We start from the raw sequence: 22,487 nt of genomic DNA on the forward strand, positions 1-22,487 counted from the left end.
TGTTCACTGTCCTGTTCACAAGATCACACGTATAATGAATACATAAATAGGGTGTACTTTACAGCTACGTGCACACAGACAGGAGGCCTGTTCATATGAGCAATTTCAAAAAGCATCACAAGCTTCACAGCAAATTGCTGGTCAGCATTACGTTATGTATTACGCTAACGTTGCTGGTATCCACCACTGTGTATTATTTTTACTATATTCGCGTGGAAAAGGAGCAGGCATTCGAGGCCAATCACAACAGCTTGACGTTGAGAAGCAAAGAAGTTATTAACATGACATCTATTGCTCAATCTTTGGCATTTCAAATGTATCGCAGCAGTACCCTGTCCAAGTTGTTGTATTATCCAAAACCTAACGTATATGATGTAACCGCTGCCATGACCGAATTGAACAATTATCTTAACTCCATGCCGTATATCGAATCCATCTACGTGTTTAACCCTAAAAGCGGCACCTTCTACATTGCGTCATCACAAGGTCAAAACGGGTTGTTCAGCAAACATGAACTTGCTGATACAGATATCATTCGCGTGCTGGATCATTATCAGGACTATAAACCCTTTACGCCTATTCCACGCACGTATCCGCTGCTGTCGGCCTCAGACTCTGGAGCTGGAGTAGAGCAAGCAAGCCCAGATATCGCAGCCTATACGTATTTATGTTATGACGCAATTAACTCGAACGAAGCGATAAATTCGGCTGTGATTGTGAATGTGTCGGCGGCCTGGATGAACAAGGAAATGGCGGCGAATCCAATCTCAGGCGGGACCGCTTATATTTTAGACGATCAGGGCAGACTGTTGTCTGGTACAACATTGACAGACGAAACATTGAACGAAAAAGAGCAGCTATGGTTGCACACGAGAGTCAAAAAACAAGAAACAGGCTATTTTGTAGAAGACTTTCATGGTAAAAGATCACTCATTTCCTACACCTCCCCGGATGGACTAGGTTGGCAGTATATTAGTGTCACACCATATGAAAGCGTTATCAAAATGGCAAGTGTTATTCGTAATGCGATGTTACTGATAGCCGCCATCATTGCATTGGCAGGATTCGTGGCTTCGTGGCTGCTGTCCAAAATGCTGTATACGCCTATTGGCCAAATTGTTGTGCATATGAATTCACTGGAATCGGAGAAACGAAACAGCATGTACACGATCCGACAAAACATTTTACGGAATGTGATCCGAGGAATCCGAAATCTTCCTGCTGGGGAAGAACCAGAACGATTGCGCGAGCTTGGGATTACGTTCCAGTTCGACAAAGACTACCGCCTTGTGCTGCTGCGCATAGATGAATATACCCGATGGCAAAGCGAACGTGGACCTGATCTGCTACCCTATAAGTTTGCAATCATGAACATTGCTTCTGAAATATGCGGACAAACGTACCGGGTGGAGACCGTTGATATGGATGAGGACAGTGTATTGCTGATGCTTAACATTCTCGATCCCGCAGAACATACAGACACTGTACTGCTAGAAACCTTATTACGCCAAATACGTGAAGCTTGCTTTGAATATTTGAAGCTGAGCGTTTCACTGACTTACAGTGCAATCACGAGTCAACCAGAACGGCTGCATCTGCTGTACCGCCAGGTACAAGACGCATCTATGCACCGATTTTTTCAGGGGCATGGCTGCATTATTAATGCGCAAAACACTACAGACGAGGATATCCAAAATACTTACGTATATCCAGCCGATAAAGAGAAAAAAATGCTAGATACGCTGCTGTCTGGTCATACGGAGGATGCACACAGTATGTTCAAAGAATTATTGATGCATATGGAAAAATATCCGTTTTCCTCTGTTCAAGTGGCGATATCCCGGCTCATCATGAGTGTGAATAATGCTGTTCGGCATATCAGTGAGCTCAATGGATTTGCTATAGAAACTAAACCTGAATTACCATCCGCAGATCGGTTAGAGACCGCTGAGAATCTTATTGATCATTATCAATTGGTCTTTGATCATGTTCGCTCCAGTCTATCGGAAAAACGAAACACGAAGCAGGAACGATTGGTGCGGCAAATTAATGAACGAATGGAGCAAGCCTATACGGATCCCAATTTTTGTCTCAATCAGATTGCGGAAGAGCTGGATATGTCGCCGATCTATGTCAGCAGGCTATATAAGCAACAGACCATGTCTACCATCGTGGACGTCATCCAACAACTCCGTATTCGCAAGGCCTGTGAGCTGCTGGAACAGACCGACTGGTCTGTAGCTGACGTAGCAGAACAAACCGGATTTGCGAGTAGCTCTTATTTCCATCGCATGTTCAAGCGTAGCTTGGGCGTAACACCGACAGATTTTCGCCGTTCTAAAGCAAATGCGCAATAAGTAAACTGCTCTACACGCCTGCTCCGAGAACGGAACATTCTCTCAAAAAAAATAGACTGACATTAAAAAAGCAAGCCTCCAACTTTCTGGAGACTTGCTTTTTTCTGTATCACAATTCTTTATGTTTTATTTAATCCCCTTCTCCTTTACATAGGCTTCCCATTGTTTTGTATATTCGGTTTGAATTTTCTCCAAACCAGCTTGGTTTGCCTTTTGCAAGAAGGTCTGCAAGCCTTGATCTACATTGTCGATCAGTCCAGCTTGGAGCGGATACAGATATTGCTTCTCAACCTGTTCTAGAGCTGCTTTTTCTGCTTGGTAGGTTGTGTAGTCCTCTGCAAAGCCGGTAAACAGGTCAGGCTTCTGGATTTTATCCAGCTCGGCAAAAATTTTCTTCACACGGTCAAAGCCAGAATCAAACAGCATGTATTCCGGATTACGCCAAGCCCAACTGTTCATACCTTCGCGTGAAAATCCATTAGAACTGCCGCTACCTATCATATGATAGTAACCATCTTTGACTTCGTAGTTTTTGCCTTCAATACCATATTGCGTGAGCAAGTTATAGCGTTTGTCCGTCACAAGCTTTTCATAAAAAGCTAATGCGCGCGCCGGATTTGGGCTGCTTTTTGGAATTGCAAAGCCGTTGTGAATCGGATGCACTGGAGTTGCATAACCTGTCATCAAAGGGAATGGGTAGTACTCGAGCTTCCAGTCCGGGTGAGATGCTTTGAGCTTAATGACCATATCATTAAACCGGGTTGGATTGTCACCGAAAATACTCGCTGCTTTACCAGAAGTCACTTGATCCTGAAGCGTATCTTTTACGTTTAATACGTTTTTAGGAATGAATCCTTTATCGGCCCAGCGTTTGTAAGTGTTCAGCTCTTCCTTTTGTTCATCCGAGCCCCAATATTTATAAACCTCTGTTGGTTTTTCATATTTAATACCGATGCCATAAGGCAAGGCACCTACACTCTTCGTTACTAATTCGGTATATCGGTCATGGAGATTTCCCTTGATATCGCTGTTCAGAGATACGGTTTTCATATTTGGCTCATGCTGACGTATCCCATCCATATAAGCCTCATAACTTTTCATATCTGTTGGTTTAGGTAAATTGTACTTCTCACGTAAATCCTCACGCCATACAAAGCCGTTAGTGACATACTCTTTATACGTGCCAGGCACGGTATAAATTTTGCCTCCGATTTTAACCCCATCCCACATGTCCTGAGGCACAAATTTTTGCAAGGCAGGTGCAGCCTTAGGCAGCAAATCGTCTAGCGGCAGGAATGCGCCCTTCTTGGCATAGGCCTGATACTGCGTCCAATCTGCAGTGAATATCAGGTCGATAGGCTGACCCGAAGACAATAACAGCTTATATTTTTGATCCCAGTCTGTCCACGTCGTATAGTTAAATTTGACGGTGGCATTCAGATCTTTTTCCGCCAACTTATTGATCTCTGTCTCAATGGTAGGCAGATCCTTAGGAGCATCACCCAGCATATAAAATTGCAGCTGCACTTTCTGGGATTTATCATCCTCTCCATTTGCTTTTTGAGCGCTGTTTCCACTACCTCCTCCACATCCGGCTAATAGCGCCATGATGACCATTACTGCAATCAGGATGGACATGCGTTGTTTTCTTTTCTTTGTGAATGTCATGTGAATCCTCCCTTTGAAATGGTAGTCTGTTTAAATAGAACGCTTACAAAAAGTGCTGCTTAGATGGCATACCGTCAGCACGTTATGCCATCTAAGCCTTTTAGTGCCGCTTCAGCCTTTTACCGCGCCAATGGTCAGCCCCTTGACAAAGTAACGCTGAATGAACGGGTACAGCAGCAAAATGGGCCCAGTAACCACGATCGCCATTGCCATTTTGGTCGATTCTGTCGGCATATCATTGGAAAGGGACACACCAGTACCTGCACCCATTTGAGCGATAAATTGCATGGAGTTAATTACATTATACAAATAATATTGCAACTGGTATTTATGCGGATCGTTAATAAAGAGTGAGGATGAGAACCAGTCATTCCAGTAAGCCAAGGCCAGAAACAGCCCCACAGTGGCAATACCCGGTGTAGATAAAGGCAGCACAATTCGATAGTAAATTTTAAAATCACCCGCACCGTCAATTTTAGCGGACTCGAACAGTTCTTCCGGCATGGAAGAACGAATGAAGTTTTTCATCAAAATGATCAGAAACGGAGTCATCAATCCAGGGAAAATAAGCACTGTATACGTATCAAGCAATCCTAAATACTTCGTCAGCATAATGTACCAAGGCACCAACCCGCCTCCGAACAGCGTCGTAAAGTAAATATAGAATGAAAACGCATTGCGGTATTTAAAATCTTTGCGTGCCAGCACATATCCTGCCATCGTCATCAGGAACAGGCCCAACGTCGTGCCTACAACCGTGGTAAAAATCGTCACCCCGTACGCCCTTAACACCTCTTCAGGAAAGGTGAACACCGTCCGGTAACCTTCCAGTGAGAATTGCTGTGGTATAAAGTGATAACCATCCCTGATAATCGATTCATTACTGGTCAGTGAAGCCGAAATAATAAGTACGAACGGGAGTAAACAAGCAATGGAAGCAATAATGATAATCACATAAGAGATGATTTTAAAAATTCGAGTGTATACATCCTCTTTGATCGCCATCCGTTTGGGTCCTCCTTTCTAGAATAAGGCATATTCGTCGTTCAACTTGCGGATGATGTAGTTCACGGTCATGATCAGTACAAAGCCGAACAAGGATTGGTACACGCCTGCCGCCGAAGCCATACCCACATCAAAAGTCACTTTCAGCGAACGGTACACATAAGTATCCAAAATATCCGTTGTATTGTACAGCACCCCATTGTTGCCGATTAATTGATAGAAAAGATCAAATTGTCCTTTCATAATACTACCAAGCGCAAACAACAGCAGCACAACGAATGTCGATTTAAGCATCGGAACGGTAATGTACCAGATTCGTTGAAAAATGTTGGCTCCATCCATTTTAGCTGCCTCATAATATTCGTCACTGATACCTGTAATTGCTGCCAGATAGATCACCATACTGTAGCCGAGATTTTTCCATAAATAGAACAGGATAATCAGGAAAATCCATACCCATGGTTTGTTGTATACATCCACGCGCTCACCACCAAATTGCAGCAGCAGTGTATTCAGAAAACCATTATCATAATTAAATATGTTATACACGATAACACTTAGAATAACGAAAGAAACAAAATAAGGCAGGAACATCACGGATTGAGCGATCTTTTTAAAGTAGCGGCCTCGCAGCTCATTCAGCAAAATAGCGAGAACAATCGCTAACACGTTACCAAGTAAAATAAACGCTGCGTTGTATCCGACCGTATTCAATGTTAGTTTTGTCAGTGTGCCGGATTGCCATAAAAAGCGAAAATTTTGGAGTCCGACGAACTTGGCATCAAACAGGCTGGTATTAAAGTCAAACTGGGTAAATGCATAATAAATACCCACCATAGGAATGTAGGAATTAATGAAGAAAAAAATTAAAGTGGGCAACAACATCAGAAATAATACACGATTGCGGAACAGTTCATAGAAAAAACCGTGTTTTCTACCCGTTCCCAGCCTCTTACCGTTTAGGCGGGAATCCGTTGCAAGCATTGCAGAATTTTTGGGCATAGGCTGATTCAATGTGAGTCACTCCCCCTCTGTGTACGTTACCGACAGCAAGGTTTGTAGCACCGCCGCCGTATAACTATATTTTATGTAAGCGCATTCAAAATGAAAAGTGAAGCCTCTCATGCTTCATGAACAAAGGAGTGTCCTGAGGAGTGAACAATTCGGATATTTGTGAAGTTTTATGTAATACCGAACCGGACAGCGGGATGAATTCGAAATTACACTTGGCGAAATCAAAGAAAGTGATTGGAAGAAAGTCAGTCTTAAGGCATCTAAACGGGAGTGCGAGCGTCGCCCTTTTTTCAGGAGCTGTCCCACAGCTCAACACCGAAATCAATTTTTATCAAGAGAAAATCAACTGGTCATAACGAATCTGGAGCAGCTTATCCGGTCAGCCTTAAATCGAATTCAGAAAACACCGACCCCTCCTGTCATTCCTGTTGATCCAGGTATTATGATTACTGATGAAGCCCATGATTTTATAGAAAACTTTTTATCTCAAATGGAAGATGCTATTCTATCGAGATCTGAAAGCCATTGGTAACAAAGAACGTTTTCCAGGAAAGTTGGCAAAAAGATTCAAATCCAATGTGAGTGATTTAGGAAGATATTTCTATGGAGCAGCTGAAACTTGTGAATCACTCCAAGGTCGCTACCCCTTAGACCCATACGTTCGAAAGCTTCAACAAATCGAAAGGGATCTTTGGCACCTTAACCACAATTGGCGACTTCACTAGCTTTTTGAATCAGTGCCGCCTCCCCTGACAATTAGTAGAACTAAAAATGATGCCGCAATTGTTCGGTGAAAATAAAGTACTAGACTGGAGTCGTTGATTTATCACGGTTTTTGAATTAAAGAATCGTCAGCTTTGAAAAATAAGTTTTAGACTCATCCATTAAAAGAAGCAGCGGCGTACCAAGACTTGATAAATAAAGTCTTAGACTGCCGCTGTTGTCATTCAACTAACGTTTCTCATTAGTTGAATCATTAGCTAAGGATCGAATCAAAATCAGTATAATTATTTCACTGATGAGCGTTTCATCAAATTCGTTGAGGAATCGAAACGGTTCGTTCATTTACCACATTTCCCGTATTTAGAGTAGTTTTTGGTTCGATTAATAGTAAATGGACCTCTTCTTCAGCAATTGGCTGATGTTCAACCCCTTTAGGTATAATAACAAACTCCCCTTCGTTAACAGCTATTTCACCGTCTCTCAAACGGATTAGGAGTCTCCCTTTCCATACGAAGAACATTTCGTCCTCGTGATCATGGTGATGCCAAATGAATTCACCCTTGATCTTTGCCATTTTTACGTATGAATCGTTCAACTCTCCGCCTATTCTGGGATTCCAATAATCAATTATTTGCAAAAATTTATCTTGTACATTGACCTTCGAAATCATGAAATTCCCTCCTCATTATTGGTAACGTGTGCTGAATTTTGCCCCGGCTAGAAATTCCTTTTTCCCCATTCACCTCCTCATCATCAGATAACGAGGTACTCAATCACTTGGTTTTGGTGTAAATCCCTCTTATTCACTAAGTTTACATACTGCGATGCATCACGTAAAATTAAAAAATGATGTATAGATAATCACATTTTGTGATGCAAAAAGGAGAGAGTTGTTTTGGACATTAGATCTTTGGAGGTGTTTAAGGCAGTAGCAATTGAACAAAGCATTACAAAAGCTGCTGAGAAATTGAATTATGTACAGTCCAACGTTACTGCACGAATACAACGTCTTGAGCAAGAGTTGGGCGTTCCTCTGTTATATCGATATCATAAGAAGGTATCCTTAACGCCTGCAGGACGTGAACTGTTGCCGCATGTAAACAAGTTGCTTTACGATTTCGAGGAAGCGATTGAGGCAGTTAAGCTTTCTTCTGCCCCGCGAGGAACTTTGCGCATTGGAGCTATGGAGTCAACTGCTTCTACACGATTGCCATTGATTTTTACACAATATCACAAGAAATTTCCACAAGTAGAATTAAGCTTATATATGGCACCTACTGTAGATCAGGTTAGTACCATTCTCAAATATAAGGTAGACGGCGCATTTGTGGATGGGCCAATTCTTCATCCGGAAATTGTTGAATACCCTGTCTTTGAAGAATCTCTAGTTTTGATTACAAGCTACTCTCCTGAACCATTCCAATTAGAATTAATTTTACATGAACCACTGCTTTCATCATTCGCGCATTGCATCTATTTGGGACGTTGGCAGCGATGGCTAGAGGAAAATGGCTATGGTCCTATGAAGGTGATGGAATATGGCACTCTAGAGGGTGTCCTTAAATGCGTTGAAAACGGGTTAGGAGTCACCGTCTTACCAATATCTATGGTTGAATCACGGATGCAGGGAAGACTTAACTGTCATCCATTACCCGAACCGTACAGAACAGTGCCCACTGTGTTTATAAGGCGTCGTGACTCGTACATGACTAGTGCTCTCTCACGATTTATGGAGCTGGTGGGCATAACTAATCTGTGATCTGTTGCTATTTTCCAACTTAGAGTATTATTCGTAGGTATAATGACTTGCCCCAGAATTCCCTTTAATTTTTATCTTTATCTTACAAAATGGAAGTGATTGATGAACCCAATGATACTATCTTCTTCATGCATTACTTCATTCCACTTCATTATCCATCACCTATATTTAACAGATTTAAACAATGATAATGCATATAATCATATATTACTATGGTAAGTCACTAAAGATAACTGCCCGTTAGCTTAATGAAGCAACATCAGTTTAATACTTTATTTTCTCAGTCTAGAACTTTATTTTCTTCTGACAGCAATCGTACGACAAACAAGCATTAGTTTATATTCCTGAATCCATTCATGATCCATGTAATCAAGGTATCGAATGGATTGAAGACCAGTTGAAGCATTAACAAAAATTATTAAACCTTACCGATGGTAGAACATTACTGCTCTCTACATCAAACAGCATATGCAGGGCGTAGCAGAACCTCTAAAGGATATTTGTGATTCGATTGGTGTGTCACTGAGGTGGGATGAAGGCGGCGTAGAGCAGCTGACAAAGCAGTTTAAAGAAGACGAGCGTAGTGTACTTCTGGGCAGTGGGAGTTTTTTTTCAGGTTTCTCAGTTACCGGTACTTCCCTTGTATCCGTCATTTTTCTCGTCTGCCCTTCCCCGTTCCAGATGATCCTTATTTAAAGCTCACTGGTGAAGGTCTCGAGGACGTTTTCAAAGAACAGGTGTTGTTGCCTCGTATGATGACGAAACTGTCTCAGGGTGCAGGTAGGCTTATTCGGATATCAGTGACTACGGACTAATAACTATCCTAGATCCAAGGGTCTTTAACTCTGATTATAGTGAGACCATTCAGCGTGACTTTAAGAAGAAGGGCTACAGGATAACTAGATCATTTGCAGAAGTAGAACAGTTTTACGCACAAAAGCTGGCATTAGACAGCCAAGCTACCTATCCCCTTTATGCGACAAACCAGATAGTAGTCCCTGAGTCATTGAAATGGATTGGCTTAAAAGCTATTAAAAGAGTTACCAGTGAAGTAGTTAAAGGCCCTAAAGAACACGAAATCACTGAGGATCAACAAAAGTTTCCCTTAAAAATATGTAGGAAGAACAATAAAACTCTTTCTAAGAAGCCAACGACTGGTGAGGATTTGTATAAGTTTTTAGTTGATATTTACTTTCAGTGATACAGCAGTATCTCTCCAGTAAAGGATAACTTACCTTATATTAATGAAGAGCAGAAACCGTTGAGAAAATATAAAGCCGTCTGATGTGGGTAAATAATACTTAGTTTTACTGTGAGCAGGCTGCCGCAGATTGGCATGTAGCTAGTTGGCCCAGTTGGGGTAAAAATTAAAGGTTGCCGGCTTGATCCATACGATTTGTTGCCTTCAGCCAGTTGAGTTATAAATGTAAAATGTGTTTTTGACGTCGTTACTCGAATCAGTGCCTAGTAAAGTATAGTAGAAGTGCAAAATATGTTGTTCAATGAGAAAAGAGAAGTATGTCTTATGAAGCAAGAGATTATACATTATAAGCCTGGTATTTATAGGTTTGAGTGGCCTTACCTTGGGGGAAGTTTAGTTCCTAATGACAAAGGGGAAGTCACAGTATATAAATGTGACGTAGAGCTGCGCGTAGGTCAGGATGAGGATATACGAGAAGGAAGGTTGATTACCGTAGTGGTAACTTCTACGCTCCCCCAGGTACTCAAAATTATATTGAACACATTGCAGCTAAAGTTCAAGATAGCTTTCTTCGATCAAATTTTTATAGAAAAGCGCTGGAGAAGCCCGTTGTCCCTGAAGACGGAATTCGCTGGATCGAACAACACCTGTACTCGAAACAAAACGGTGGCGATGCTTCGCATGATTTGCTTTCAGAAGTAACAATGGAGTGGGATTCCAAACGGTTTGCATATACTAATCCATCTTGGAAGCCGATTTCAGTCTAATAGAGCCTCCTATATATAAAGGTGTTTCCAGAGCAATCCGGAAACGCCTTTATTATTTAGAAACGTTCTCTAGCAAATAATATACCGCTTTATTCTTCGATTTGTTTGGAATCTACTGGGCCCATATAGCCTTTATCTTGCGCCGTTTAAGTGCTTCGGTCATCATCTCTGATATAACTTTAACCATCGCTTCATCTGAGGGGAAAACCGGACGAACAAGAAGAGAAAGATTAGAAAAAAGTTCAATCAGGAACTTCAACCTGTTCCTCTGGTTTCCCATTGCCTTGATAATGCTCCTAGAAAAATACCGATATAGGCCCATCCATTTCCATTAGGAAAGGTTTCTTTTTGTTTTACAAAAATGAGAAAGGAGCTGGCCCACAGTCATTATTTATGACTTTTGGGACAGCCCCATTGCAAGATTATAACGCTTACCAAGGAGTGTCAGCAGCTTTAAGTATAACTGTTCCTTTTGGCACACCTGATCCACCGTAAATAGTCACTGTGTAAGTACCTGAAGGAACAAGTGGATTACTATCATTATTTATGAAATTTACTCCTACTCCATCTGCTGCAATAGTTTTATTAAAGATGATTGTACCCTTAGTATTATGCTTTACTTCAACTCTAAAAGATTTTGCCCCTGTATTTTTTACATACATGTTAATATGTGGATATCCACTCTGTACTGTCCATGAAGTAGATGGGTCTGCAGTAGTATTATTTGATAAATTCCAATCTAGTGTATTGTTTTGGATTGCAAAAATTCCAATGGCTTCATTTCCTTCTTTGGATGCTGTATTTTCATCTGCCGAAACAGCACCAGCAACCCCAGTAATAAGAGAAATAGATAATGCACTAGTACCAATAATCTTCACAAATTTGTTTGTCATTCTCATAACTTCCTCTCAATATCACACCTGTTGATTAACCACTAAATGGTAGAAAAAGAGCCGTCAACTCGGTAAAATGTTTGTACCCCTACAAACTTAACCGAAAGGTGACGACTCCATGAAAAAGTCTATCACGATCCCATTCATCCTTCAATCTATTCTGAAGTGTAAAGCGTTGCCAAGGAAACAGACTATGAAGACAAAGCCCGTAAATTCACGGTAACCCACTTACTTCGATACTGGTGTGTAGCTGCCTTAGAACAATGGGACAGTTATCGTTCCGGTGTGGATCATGCCGCTCGCAGTGGCTTACCTAAGGTTCATTATTCGTGTTTTTCCACCAAAGCGGCCGAAGTCCCCTTTGCTATATTTAAGGAGCTTTTTCATCGGGTCATTCACAAGTGTAGCCGAGAAACACGCCGAAAACTTACGTTTCCCAAAGAATTACTCCTCATCGATTCGACCACCATGGCGGTGGGAAAAACAGGACTACCCTGGGCTCCTTATCACGGGGAGCGTGCAGGTATTAAACTTCATGTCGCTTTACAAGCCCAAAATGGGCAACCCCTTCAGGTGGTCGAAACGCTGGGCTCCAAGCATGATGGCCCCATGAGTGAAGCGTTGGCTCAACCGGACTACATTTTGGTGATGGACCGTGCTTATGGGAAACTGGAGCGTCTGGATGACTTCAAAATCCAAGGACAATCCTTTGTCATTCGGCTTCGTGACAATGTCCATTTGGAAAAACCTCATGCACTATCCCGTCTCAAGCCATCAGATTCAACTATCCTTCGAGATATGACTTGCCAGCTAGGAACATCGCAGTGTCGTTCCAAGCAACGTCATCGTGTCGTTATATTTCGAGATTTTGAAGGTCGGGAAATTCGGGTGGTAACAGATTTAATGCAGGTCACGGCAGAACAAATCGCACAGATGTATAAAGCTCGGTGGCAGATCGAAGTCTTTTTCCGTTGGATCAAGCAACATTTGAATATTCCAACGTTATTTGGCACGACGGAAAATGCGGTCTATGGGCAACTATTCTGCGCTCTCATTGTCTATGTCCTGCTCAAATGGATATTTGATGCTGCTCAAACAACGTGGCCCAAACATGCCATTCTTTCCTTTGCCCGATTTTCTCGTCTTTTTCTTCTGCAAAAACTACCAGTGGAATGGCTGATCCAGATTCAGCATGTTCTTCTTAAGCGTGTCTCTGCTTCTATAAATCAAATTACTTATTCTGGTTAATCAACAGACGTGTCTCAATATAATTATAATTTTTTTGAATACGCTAATATCATAACATGACAGGTTATATTCTACCAAATAACCAATTATACGACATTTAATGACATAATTTCCTTATGTACTAGTATCTAACTCCACTTCCACTTTTTCAAAAAATTCCTCTTAAAAAACGAGACTCTTACATTTTTCGACGAGATCCTTGTCAACAAGTTCACGCTCATTGAATCGCTTTTTTGAAATTCTTTGCTCTGAAGGTCTGGAATGAGCTTAGGTAATCTACCACCAAAAAACGCAGTATTGTCGGTTTCAACTCTACGTTTTTTTGTAAGCGGTCATCTTTTTTTCAACTTTTCGTGCTAGTTTTAATGCACCTTGATCAATATATTTCATATAATAATGCGACAAAATAAATAAAGGCACCATGGAAACCAGAAACGTAATTGCATAGGCAAGATTATAATTAAAAAAATGAATTACTTTACTAAACAGGAACGCGGAGAACGTATTTAGGAAAGTGAAATGAATGAGGTAAAGGGAAAATGAAATCTGTCCTAAATAAACAAAAGGTCTCCATCCAAACACATGCTGCAGCACTTTTGAACGAATCAGAGCAAACAAAATCATAGCAGAACCCAGGGTACGTGCAAGAAGTCGTGGGTCGATGTCAAATTGAATCCATTCATTGATATTTTTTGTCCACACTTCTATAGGTTCATACATAGTCCCCATTAATGAAGTATAAGGCGCCGAACCTAAGTAAATCCCCACTAAAAGCACAAGTACTTTCATTATTTTACTTTGGACCTATTTGTGCTTGAGCAAATCAGCAAGTAGCATTCCCCACAAAAAAGCGACAAAATAGGTTTGAATAAAAGCAATGGATAAGACCACATACACAATCCATCTTTTTTTTACTCGTCCAAATAAAGCAAGAAAACCGAATATCAAAAAAGAACCTAATAGCTCATAGCACATTGTCCAAAGGACTGGATTGTAAGGATGTGCTTCAAAACGGAAAAACGGATCAAAAATAGTAGCCTTGATAACGGTATATATATTTGTATCTAAAGCGTAATAGTTCTTTTTCATATCCGTCCATGTTGTTCCCCATATATCTTGGAGATAAAAGGCATTCGTAATAATTGCTAGATACACAAGCAATACGGATACCGCTGCCGGCACGGCAAGCCGAATGTACCTTCGTAGGGCGCTGGAATGCAACAATTTTAGAAAGGTCTCACTATCGAGCTCTTTTTCAAACATTTTGACACTGAGCACATAACCACTTAGCACAAAAAACAAACAAACGGCAAATTGTCCATTATAAAATAAATTAATCGGAGAATGTCCGTACCAGATATCCCATTCAAAATGAGCTTGTTGCGGTTTTCCAGTTAACGCAGCTGGATAAAATACTTGTATGTAGTGCGAAATAACCACGGCAAATGCCGCGAGTCCCCTAAGGCCATCCAAATAGAATAGCTGTTTTTCAGATGTCTCTTTATTCATTTTTCCCTCTTCTTCCATTAGTGAGGCTATTATAACATGCGATGCTGCGCGATTAAATGCACATCGTTAACCATTTTGTATTTGAGAATAACGAGATCTTGAAATAGATGTCAGTAAAAAACAAAGTATTATACTGGATATCTAGGAGAAGGTGTCCGTACTGCAAACTGAGATTATTCTAAAAAATAAAGTTGTAGACTCCCGCCAGAGGTGCGCCCATTGCGGAAGAGGCGCCTGATCGACGCCTTGAGCCCATTCACAAAGCATATTTGAACGATCTACTCTATTCCTTTTGTCCACCCTGAAAAGTGGTTTCATCCTGTTTTACCCGAAATCCGATTTTCTTGGCCTGCTCCAGCAGCTCAGCGGCATTATCCTGCGGCTTATATCCGATTAGTTCTTCCAAGTAGCCAATGTCATAATAATTATCCGTATTGGCTGACGTACCGTACAAATTAAGATAACTCATCTCCGGACGAGCTTCGATACAGCAGACGGTCAGACGGATCATATCGCGCTCGGAAATCCAAATATGAGCGGCGCGCTCCGAATGGGGCCGATCATCCCCAGGAAAATTTCCGATACGGATATTCATTGAAGATATTTTGCCCTGATCGGCATACAGCCGTCCCAACAGTTCAATGTAGCACTTACTCAATCCATAAAAACTGTCTGGTCGGTAGGGATCTTCTACATCTATGCTTTCGCCTACTTTATAAAACCCTGTGGCATGATTGGAACTGGCAAAAACAATACGCTTTACCCCATTTTTCACCGCAGCTTCATACAGCTTGTAGGCTCCGCTAACATTGCCAGACAGCACTTTGCCGAGGAAATCCCCTTCATCCTTGATCCATGCAAAATGCAGTACCGTATCCACTCCGCGCGTCAGCTCATCCAGTCGTGCAGCATCATGTATATCCATTTCCACAATCCCTGCCTCTTCATCGCTCTTCACATCAGCAGCGGTTATTTCATATTTACCTTCCGCTTGTAGCCCTTCATACAATACTTCACCAATTGTACCTGCCGCACCTGTAATCAATAATTTTCGTGCCATCGTCCGCATCTCCCTTCTTTGCTTGGTTGTATGCTGTCATCCATATCATAATCTTAACCAACTCCCCAGGGAGGAAACCCCTTAAACTCTCGAATTCGGTAGGTCATAGCCCCCTTAGCTGTGTCTCCTGTTGGCATATAAAAAGGGACCCTGCTACTGTGCAAGAGTCCCTTGTTGTTACTTTGTTTCAAATTCTATGTTTCAAGTTCTATCTTTCAATTTTTTTGTTTCAACTACTACGCTCAAGCTTGTCGTACTACTCTCGCTCTGCGATTAACCAAATAAATGCTAAGCCCGATTAAGATCAACCCGATAAGCAGGAAAGCCGTAATCGCTTCACCCAGCACCAACGAGCTGACAAACACCGAGATCACAGGCACCAAAAACGTATAGGACGCAACCTTACTCGCATCCCCTGAATTAACAAGTGTGAAATACAGCAACCAGGAAAGTGAAATTCCCAGCACCGTGCCAAATATCAGCCCTGACACATACGGGACATTCCATACGATATCTGACCAGCTTTCCGTCACCGTTCCAGCTCCCGTCAGCACAATGCCTCCAAGTGTACATTGAAATGCAACCAGCCACAGCGAATCCACTCGCTGGTTTACCTTTTTCACATATACCGTTCCCAATGCCCAGCTCACGGCTGTAATAATGGCGATGATTACACCTGCCACAGCCACATGCCCTGAAAATCCGCCGACACTGACAGCTGCAACGCCCAAAAATCCGATGACCAATCCAAGTACCTTGAGTCTGGACATCGCTTCCCCTAGCCACATCCATGCAAAAATACCGACCAGCACAGGCTGGAGATATACCAGCACAGAAAACAAGCCGGAGGGGACGTACATCAGTCCCACTGTTTGCAGGCCATAAAACAGTACCACGTTAAAAATACCTGAAATAGCATACACTCGCCAATTTTCTTTCCAACGAATGCGATTCCATCTCGGTACTAAAATTGCTCCTAATAGCAGACCGCCCAGCAGTGTACGTAGCCCTGCAAACAACAATGGAGGTGTGAATTCCAATGCCACTTTATAAATGGGCCAAGAAATGCCCCACAATACAACCAGTAGTGCGATCATCATCATCCGCTTGGCTGTCGTTAACTCTCCCATGACGCTATCGCTCCTCTATGAAAAAAATCACTAGACTTTATATACTACGCCTACAGAACAACTTTATCAAACAAAAAATATGTATTGGAAAGCTCCATCTTTCATGCCCGCTTGTTCATCGAGGTATGTCTTCGGACAGAGGAATCCAGTCATTTTCCTATGTTACAATATACCAAAAAGATAGATAAAGCTTATAAGGATAGGAGGTTGTCTGCACTTGATTTATATCATCAAATTTTTGTACAGCTTTGTGCTCCCTCCCGGTTTGTTCATCCTGGTGATGGCAGGGCTCGTGATCTGGCTATGGAAAAGGGTACGTATACCTGCGGTCGTACTGCTTCTTGTCACATTGCTGCTGTATGTTTCCTCGACCAATTTGGCTGGAGATTTGTTAATCAGTAGCCTGGAAAAACAGTACCCACAACCCCGTACTATTCAAGGCGATGTCATTGTCGTACTTGGGGGCGGAGCCACACAGGGAACCCCCGACATCAATGGACAAGGCAATCTGCTAGGATCTGCGGCTAATCGACTGCTCACTGCGGCCCGACTGCACGAAGCAACAGGCTTACCCATTCTTTTCTCCGGCGGGCAAGTGTTTGGAGACAGTGGTAATGAAGCAAATATTGCGCAAAGGCAGCTGCTAGGACTCGGTATTCCGGCAAAGGACATCCTGATCGAAAACCGTTCTTTGAACACACAGCAAAATGCCGTGTATACATCGCAAATTTTAGAAAAACATCAACTCACTAGACCTGTTCTGGTGACCTCCGCTTTCCATATGCCACGTGCTGCACTGGAATTTCAGCGTGCAGGCGTGCAGGCCATAGCTTATCCTACCGACTATCTGGCAAGTGAAAAGCTGTCACTGTATGCTGGCAAGCTCTCGCCATCTGCTGGGGCCATGTCTACAACCGGAACAGCCCTCAAGGAATACCTAGGAATTCTTGCATTAAAGCTTAAATAATGTGATGTCTAATTGTATAGCGGCACACAGCACAAACAAGCGTCTTGCGCTTGCAGGTATAAGCCTGTAAGCTAGCAAGGCGCTTGATCTACCATTTCATATTTAATCCAAGAAAATATCCGATATTTGTTCTTCCGATATGACCTTAAAGCCTTCCTTTTTTAACAAAGCCGAGGTTACCCCGTTACCTGCTATTTTACGATTTTCGAATGACCCATTATATATTGCTGCTGATCCGCAGGACGGGCTGTTTTCTTTTAAAACAACAAATGTTGCGTTAACCTCTCTGGCTATATTCAGGGCTTCGTACGCACCTCTAATGTACATATCGCTGACATCGTTGCCTGAAAACTCGACCACCTTGGCTGTGCCGTTCAGCACATCCTCCCCTGTCCCTCCAACAATCTCAGCAGGCTCTCTCGGAGTCACAAAGCCCCCCAAAAGCTCAGGACAGATTGTCATAGCCTTCTTTTCCTCTACCAACTTCTGAATATGTACATCCAGGCTATCCGTCCCGTTATATCGTACCTTCATGCCCGCCAAACACGAACTTACCAGAATCATTAGCTTCCACCTCATATCCATTGCATTCACTATTAAGTAGTTAAAGTATAAACAAATTTTCTCGTAGAGTCATCGTGCGAAAATTTAGACTCGTCACTACGTCCGCGTTCCGTAAGGATATTCGTCCAGTTGATGCCATAATCATGATCCTGCACTCTACCCATACCTTTTTGAACTCTGTTTGAAATACAAGTATTGAAAAAAGGCCCTGATTAGGGCCTTCAAATACTGCGGGATTTTAACGTATCTCCTTTGTCATTTATCCCTTCTGTTTGACTTTCAATGGCCTTGATCAGTCCGATGGTACCGAAGGATATGAGGTCCTCCAAATCTTCACTGGTTTATCAAATTTAAGAAAGGCGGAACGTGTACTCATCCAAAATAACCTGATAAAAACAAGCCGGAGGCGCATGTTGGGTAGCACTACGGCTTATTTTTATTGTTGAGGTTCACCCTGCTCGTAAGTAAGATAAATTCACTCTTGCTATAAGTCGTAATTTAAGATATATTATTAATTAAATAATCATTCATTTAATTAATAAAAGTTTAGTTTAAAGAGAGGGGAATACATTTGGCAAGACCCATCAATGAAGAAAAAAGACTGGAACGGCGTAAACGTATCCTAGAAGAAGCTGTTGTCCTGTTCGCAGAAAGTGGATATTCTAATACCACAACGGCTATCATTGCGCAGAGTGTGGGAGTGACTCCTGGAACCATTTTTCAATATTTCCCCAGCAAAGAAGCTTTATACTACGCCGCTGTCCTTGAGCCGCTTGCTGATATTCAGGTGAAATCGCTTGCTTGTCTACAACAAGAGGGGACGCCGGGCGTATTGATTAAGAACATGGTGGCAGAACAATTCAACCATATCTACTTCTATATAAATGAATTGCGGCTTGTTCAATCTGTCTTAGGACAACGAATAAGATACCCTGAACTTACACAGAAGGTCCTTGAAAGTATAAAGGTAATGACAGATGCGATCGAATGCGTCTATGCCAAGGGACAGTTAATGGGAGAATTCAACAAAAGCTTTTCTCCAGCAATGATCTCTCGTGCCTATATCTCTTTCTTAAATGGAGTGGCCTTAACTCTTGAAGAAAGTATTATTCATCATCCCGAGTGGGAAAATCTGAAGGGGCATGCCTTTTATTTGTTCGCCCCCATACAACCTAAAGAAGAACTGGAGGAGTCTGAATGAGTCAAACATCATTACAACCCGATCTGACATTTAACGTTCGTGTGAAAAAACGGAAGAAAATTTTATGGAGCCTAGGAATCGTGCTTTTGCTTGTGATGGCTCTTGTATTTTTTATATCTTATAAAGTAGTAGACACCTTGTTGCACCATCCTAGAGACACTAATGTCAGCTACGGATTGAATATCGATAAAACTCCCTACGAAGAGGTCGAGTTCAAGAGTCTGAAAAATGATAATACGATTAGAGGTTCCTTCTTTCCTGCAAGTGGTCTTCCTGGTAAATCAAGTAATAAGACGATTATTGTCGTCCATGGATATACGAGCAATCGTTTAGTCAAAGGGCGTACCCAAAAGTTAGTAGAGCATTTCGTTCCGAAAGGCTACAATGTATTGGCATTTGACCTCAGCTCACAAGGTAAATCCGATGGTGATTTGATTACACTGGGCTTCAATGAAAAATACGATTTGCTAGGAGCTGTAAGCTATTTAAAATCCAGAGACCATACGGGTGATAAGATTGGAGTTATCGGCTTTTCAATGGGGGCTGCTACTTCTTTGCTAGCCGCAAGTGAAAGTGATGACATCAAAGCCGTAATTGCGGATAGTCCTTTTCGTAATGCTGGTCTATTTCTGAGAGAGGGTTTGCCCTTCTTTTCGGGTTTACCTGCGTTTCCATTCAGTTATACATCGACATGGATGGCAAATTGGGCCTTTAAGGTTGATCTTGATTCCATATCTCCTATGGATGCGGTAAAAAAAATGCAAGACAAACCAGTTATGCTTATTCATGGTACTGGAGATCAGCAAATTAGTTATAAAAATACAGAAATTATTTACGAGTCCTTAAAAGATAACCCAAAAGCAGAAGTATGGTACCCGCAAAATACGGAGCACATCGATGCCATCAACCATTACCCCACTGAATATTTCAAAAGAGTAGATCGCTTTTTGGATGAGTATGTAGGAAAATAAATTCAATCCAAGAGAGCCAACTAGCGAAGGTGCTTGTTCTGATGAAGTGAAAATACCCAATAATATCAAGCATTTTTAGCCTGTAGTGTAGAAAACCACTACAGGCTTTTATTTGCGTTTTAAATGATAACACACAGCAAAATAGTTATTATTTAAGCGAAAAGGAGCAGTTGTTTTTATAAGATAGCCTTAGGTAAGAATATTGGATGGGCAGAGGGGGATGCAATTTAAACACGCCTCTGAAAAGAAGCAAGTAATTGAATTATGAAAAAAACCTAAAAAGGCCCTGTTAAGGGCCTTAAGCGGCTTCATATATCTCCTTATCCATTACCCCTTCTGCTTGTAAAACTCATGGTACAACTTCATCAGCGCGCGCTTTTCGATTCGTGACACATACGAGCGCGAAATCCCCAGCTCTCTGGCAATTTCCCGCTGTGTTCGTTCCTCTCCTCCGGCTTCCAGGCCGAAACGGCCAATCACCACTTCTTTTTCACGCTCATCTAAAATATCCAGGTTGCGATAGATTTTACTCTTCTCGATTTTGAGTTGTACTTTATCTACAATATCGTCCGCCTCGGTGCCGAGGATATCAATCAAAGTAATCTCGTTGCCTTCCTTATCAGTCCCTATAGGATCGTGGAGAGATACGTCTTTGCGTGTTTTTTTCAGAGATCGCAAATGCATCAGAATCTCATTTTCTATACAACGGGCTGCAAATGTTGCCAGCTTGGTGCCTTTCCCAGTCTGAAAGCTTTCAATGGCCTTGATCAGTCCGATGGTACCGATGGATATAAGGTCCTCCAAATCTTCGCCGGTGTTATCGAATTTTTTCACAATATGGGCCACCAGCCGTAGGTTATGTTCAATGAGTGTGTTACGGGAGTGTGCGTTGCCTTCGGCAAACAGCTTTAGGTGTCGAGCTTCCTCTTTCTCAGTCAATGGCTGCGGAAAGGCGTTGTTTTTCACGTAGGAAACGAGTAGCGTCAATTCCTTGATGAACAGAGCGATAGCGCTAAATAGTCCGGGCACGGATGACACCTCCTGAGGTAGTTGCGAACTTACCGGCCTTTGTTACTTACCGGGCTTGCGGTCTGTTTATTGTATGTAGGCAGGTGCCCATCCGTGCCTGTACTCCGAAAACTGCCCCGTAACAATTTGCTGGATATCTTTCTGGAGCAACTTCCAATACTTAATTCGAAACGTAAAGATCTCTTCGATACAAATCAACGCACTCCATATAGCCAGGGGGAAAGCCGGGATAGCTTTACATTATTCAACACTTGGTTTCCTCATTTTCTTTCAGTAGAGCATTAATTTCTTTCTAAATATGACAATGGGAGCGGGGAATAGACCATTGTATCTCCATCTTCATCTCGTTTTAAAACAATAGCAAACTCAGCACCATTACTTTCATCGCCTCTTGGCAATGGAAATATCATAGCCGGACAACGCAACTCATAATTATGAGAAAATTCTTTTCGAAAGTTCTCTAAAGCATAATTCAGAATCGCATCTATTTTGTCGGTAAGCACATTAAATCCACCTATTACAAAATCATTATATTCTTGGGAAGTCGTGTACTTCTCAAATAATTTTCTTTTATATTCCTCAACAGTACTAAAACAAACTTCCCAATCCAAAGGGAATATGCCGTCTCCCAAATAATAAGTGTATATTTTCATATTCTATCCATTTCCTTTCTCGCACCTTAATTAGTTATTTATATTCTAAACATGCAACTCCCCGCCCGCAAATGAGCTTGCTATTATGAAGTTGGACCGCTTAAACACTAGTATGCATTCCATCATCAAGGAATATATTCATAGAGAGTTTCATATAAATGATATAAATCAACCTTTTCACCACATTCAAAAATTAAATTTAAGGAGGAATTTCAACATGGCAAAATTCAGTCAAAATCCAGATAACTATACTTTTTCCGTAGTTCCTGTTGTTATAGCAGAGGAAAATGTTTCAACCAACGGGGATTCTAAAAATACTTTTCCGAAAAATGTTTTAGTCGATAATAATCTCTATTGGGAGAGCAGTTTAAGCGGTAAAGGTGGAGAAATCATCTTCAAATTAGATACAGGTAAGACGATCAATGATATTCTTTTAGCTCAGCCATCTTCTCGAGCTTTTATACTTTCATTTTCTTTTCACGGCTCTAATGACGGAGAGAATTGGTTTAGGTTAGGTGAAGTCGAAACTTTGCCAACCACTGCAAAAACAACCTATCAATTTAGTAATGAGATTCCTTTTTCATATTATAAAGTAGCTGTACTTTCCTCCGGGATGAGTAGTACAACCTCCTATTATGGTATACGATATATTCAGCTAAGAACCGCACTCATTAATGGCGTTCCTGCCTACAGAGCATCCAATATAAACCCCGCTATTGCGGAATAAGTTAAGTTAGTACACACAAAAAAAGGGGCTGGCCAACGCCG

20 protein-coding genes and 1 pseudogene are annotated in these 22,487 nt (G+C 41.7%); 9 read left to right on the top strand and 12 right to left on the bottom strand.

What is annotated here, in order from left to right:
- Positions 1-95: 95 nt before the first annotated feature.
- Positions 96-2,357, top strand: coding sequence for an AraC family transcriptional regulator (locus T3H97_RS17510; RefSeq protein ID WP_328800394.1), 2,262 nt, complete (start codon positions 96-98; stop codon positions 2,355-2,357).
- Positions 2,358-2,483: 126 nt separating this feature from the next.
- On the opposite strand, the gene T3H97_RS17515 is transcribed toward T3H97_RS17510, so the two are convergent.
- The 4 genes from T3H97_RS17515 to T3H97_RS17530 all read right to left on the bottom strand — a co-directional run bounded on the left by T3H97_RS17515 (position 2,484) and on the right by T3H97_RS17530 (position 7,437).
- Complete coding sequence (locus T3H97_RS17515; protein ID WP_328800395.1) at positions 2,484-4,025, bottom strand: extracellular solute-binding protein; 1,542 nt, start codon at positions 4,023-4,025, stop codon at positions 2,484-2,486.
- A gap of 111 nt (positions 4,026-4,136) precedes the next feature.
- Positions 4,137-5,030: a carbohydrate ABC transporter permease gene (locus T3H97_RS17520; protein ID WP_328800396.1), complete on the bottom strand. Its 894-nt coding sequence runs from the start codon at positions 5,028-5,030 to the stop codon at positions 4,137-4,139.
- 18 nt (positions 5,031-5,048) lie between these two features.
- Positions 5,049-6,044, bottom strand: a complete 996-nt coding sequence (locus T3H97_RS17525; RefSeq protein WP_061830390.1) for an ABC transporter permease — start codon at positions 6,042-6,044, stop codon at positions 5,049-5,051.
- Between the two features lie 1,030 nt (positions 6,045-7,074).
- Positions 7,075-7,437 carry a cupin domain-containing protein gene (locus T3H97_RS17530; protein WP_013308297.1) on the bottom strand — a complete coding sequence of 121 codons (363 nt, stop codon included), beginning with the start codon at positions 7,435-7,437 and terminating at the stop codon, positions 7,075-7,077.
- Positions 7,438-7,662: 225 nt separating this feature from the next.
- Between T3H97_RS17530 and T3H97_RS17535 the strand changes: the two genes are divergently transcribed.
- From T3H97_RS17535 to T3H97_RS17540, 3 genes are all read left to right on the top strand, one after another.
- Entirely contained in the window at positions 7,663-8,526 is an 864-nt protein-coding gene (locus T3H97_RS17535; protein WP_328800397.1) for a LysR family transcriptional regulator, read from the top strand.
- 662 nt (positions 8,527-9,188) lie between these two features.
- A complete protein-coding gene (locus tag T3H97_RS26455) occupies positions 9,189-9,341 on the top strand; it encodes a helicase C-terminal domain-containing protein (RefSeq protein ID WP_442955649.1) in 153 nt (50 codons plus the stop codon).
- Between the two features lie 710 nt (positions 9,342-10,051).
- The gene (locus T3H97_RS17540; protein WP_328800398.1) at positions 10,052-10,429 is read left to right on the top strand and encodes a hypothetical protein; all 378 of its coding nucleotides are present in this window, start codon (positions 10,052-10,054) and stop codon (positions 10,427-10,429) included.
- A gap of 496 nt (positions 10,430-10,925) precedes the next feature.
- Here the strand turns inward: T3H97_RS17540 and T3H97_RS17545 are convergent, their stop codons facing one another.
- Complete coding sequence (locus T3H97_RS17545) at positions 10,926-11,387, bottom strand: hypothetical protein (RefSeq protein WP_328800399.1); 462 nt, start codon at positions 11,385-11,387, stop codon at positions 10,926-10,928.
- 234 nt (positions 11,388-11,621) lie between these two features.
- Here T3H97_RS17545 and T3H97_RS17550 point away from each other — a divergent pair.
- A pseudogene (locus T3H97_RS17550) lies at positions 11,622-12,635 on the top strand (IS4 family transposase); the annotation flags it as partial.
- A gap of 312 nt (positions 12,636-12,947) precedes the next feature.
- On the opposite strand, the gene T3H97_RS17555 reads toward T3H97_RS17550, so the two are convergent.
- The 4 genes from T3H97_RS17555 to T3H97_RS17570 all read right to left on the bottom strand — a co-directional run bounded on the left by T3H97_RS17555 (position 12,948) and on the right by T3H97_RS17570 (position 16,334).
- The gene (locus T3H97_RS17555; RefSeq protein WP_328800400.1) at positions 12,948-13,424 is read right to left on the bottom strand and encodes an acyltransferase family protein; all 477 of its coding nucleotides are present in this window, start codon (positions 13,422-13,424) and stop codon (positions 12,948-12,950) included.
- Positions 13,425-13,439: 15 nt separating this feature from the next.
- Complete coding sequence (locus T3H97_RS17560; protein WP_328800401.1) at positions 13,440-14,162, bottom strand: acyltransferase family protein; 723 nt, start codon at positions 14,160-14,162, stop codon at positions 13,440-13,442.
- Between the two features lie 265 nt (positions 14,163-14,427).
- A complete protein-coding gene (locus tag T3H97_RS17565) occupies positions 14,428-15,204 on the bottom strand; it encodes an NAD-dependent epimerase/dehydratase family protein (RefSeq protein WP_328800402.1) in 777 nt (258 codons plus the stop codon).
- A gap of 242 nt (positions 15,205-15,446) precedes the next feature.
- A complete protein-coding gene (locus T3H97_RS17570) occupies positions 15,447-16,334 on the bottom strand; it encodes a DMT family transporter (protein WP_103049568.1) in 888 nt (295 codons plus the stop codon).
- Positions 16,335-16,551: 217 nt separating this feature from the next.
- Here T3H97_RS17570 and T3H97_RS17575 point away from each other — a divergent pair, with 217 nt between their 5' ends.
- Positions 16,552-17,301, top strand: a complete 750-nt coding sequence (locus T3H97_RS17575) for a YdcF family protein (protein ID WP_272638539.1) — start codon at positions 16,552-16,554, stop codon at positions 17,299-17,301.
- A gap of 102 nt (positions 17,302-17,403) precedes the next feature.
- Here the strand turns inward: T3H97_RS17575 and T3H97_RS17580 are convergent, their stop codons facing one another.
- Entirely contained in the window at positions 17,404-17,865 is a 462-nt protein-coding gene (locus tag T3H97_RS17580; RefSeq protein WP_053325809.1) for a 2-thiouracil desulfurase family protein, read from the bottom strand.
- 571 nt (positions 17,866-18,436) lie between these two features.
- Between T3H97_RS17580 and T3H97_RS17590 the strand changes: the two genes are divergently transcribed.
- Both T3H97_RS17590 and T3H97_RS17595 read left to right on the top strand, forming a co-directional pair.
- The gene (locus tag T3H97_RS17590) at positions 18,437-19,066 is read left to right on the top strand and encodes a TetR/AcrR family transcriptional regulator (protein WP_190297636.1); all 630 of its coding nucleotides are present in this window, start codon (positions 18,437-18,439) and stop codon (positions 19,064-19,066) included.
- Entirely contained in the window at positions 19,063-20,037 is a 975-nt protein-coding gene (locus T3H97_RS17595; protein ID WP_328800403.1) for an alpha/beta hydrolase, read from the top strand. The genes T3H97_RS17590 and T3H97_RS17595 overlap by 4 nt, the downstream gene beginning before the upstream one ends.
- A gap of 327 nt (positions 20,038-20,364) precedes the next feature.
- Here the strand turns inward: T3H97_RS17595 and sigK are convergent, their stop codons facing one another.
- Both sigK and T3H97_RS17605 read right to left on the bottom strand, forming a co-directional pair.
- Positions 20,365-21,066: an RNA polymerase sporulation sigma factor SigK gene (gene sigK / locus T3H97_RS17600; RefSeq protein ID WP_013311218.1), complete on the bottom strand. Its 702-nt coding sequence runs from the start codon at positions 21,064-21,066 to the stop codon at positions 20,365-20,367.
- Between the two features lie 281 nt (positions 21,067-21,347).
- A complete protein-coding gene (locus T3H97_RS17605; protein WP_328800404.1) occupies positions 21,348-21,719 on the bottom strand; it encodes a hypothetical protein in 372 nt (123 codons plus the stop codon).
- Positions 21,720-21,936: 217 nt separating this feature from the next.
- Between T3H97_RS17605 and T3H97_RS17610 the strand changes: the two genes are divergently transcribed.
- Positions 21,937-22,446 carry a discoidin domain-containing protein gene (locus tag T3H97_RS17610; RefSeq protein WP_328800405.1) on the top strand — a complete coding sequence of 170 codons (510 nt, stop codon included), beginning with the start codon at positions 21,937-21,939 and terminating at the stop codon, positions 22,444-22,446.
- Positions 22,447-22,487: the final 41 nt, after the last annotated feature.

Source organism: Paenibacillus sp. LX16 (assembly GCF_036252815.1).
Taxonomy (GTDB): domain Bacteria; phylum Bacillota; class Bacilli; order Paenibacillales; family Paenibacillaceae; genus Paenibacillus; species Paenibacillus polymyxa_B.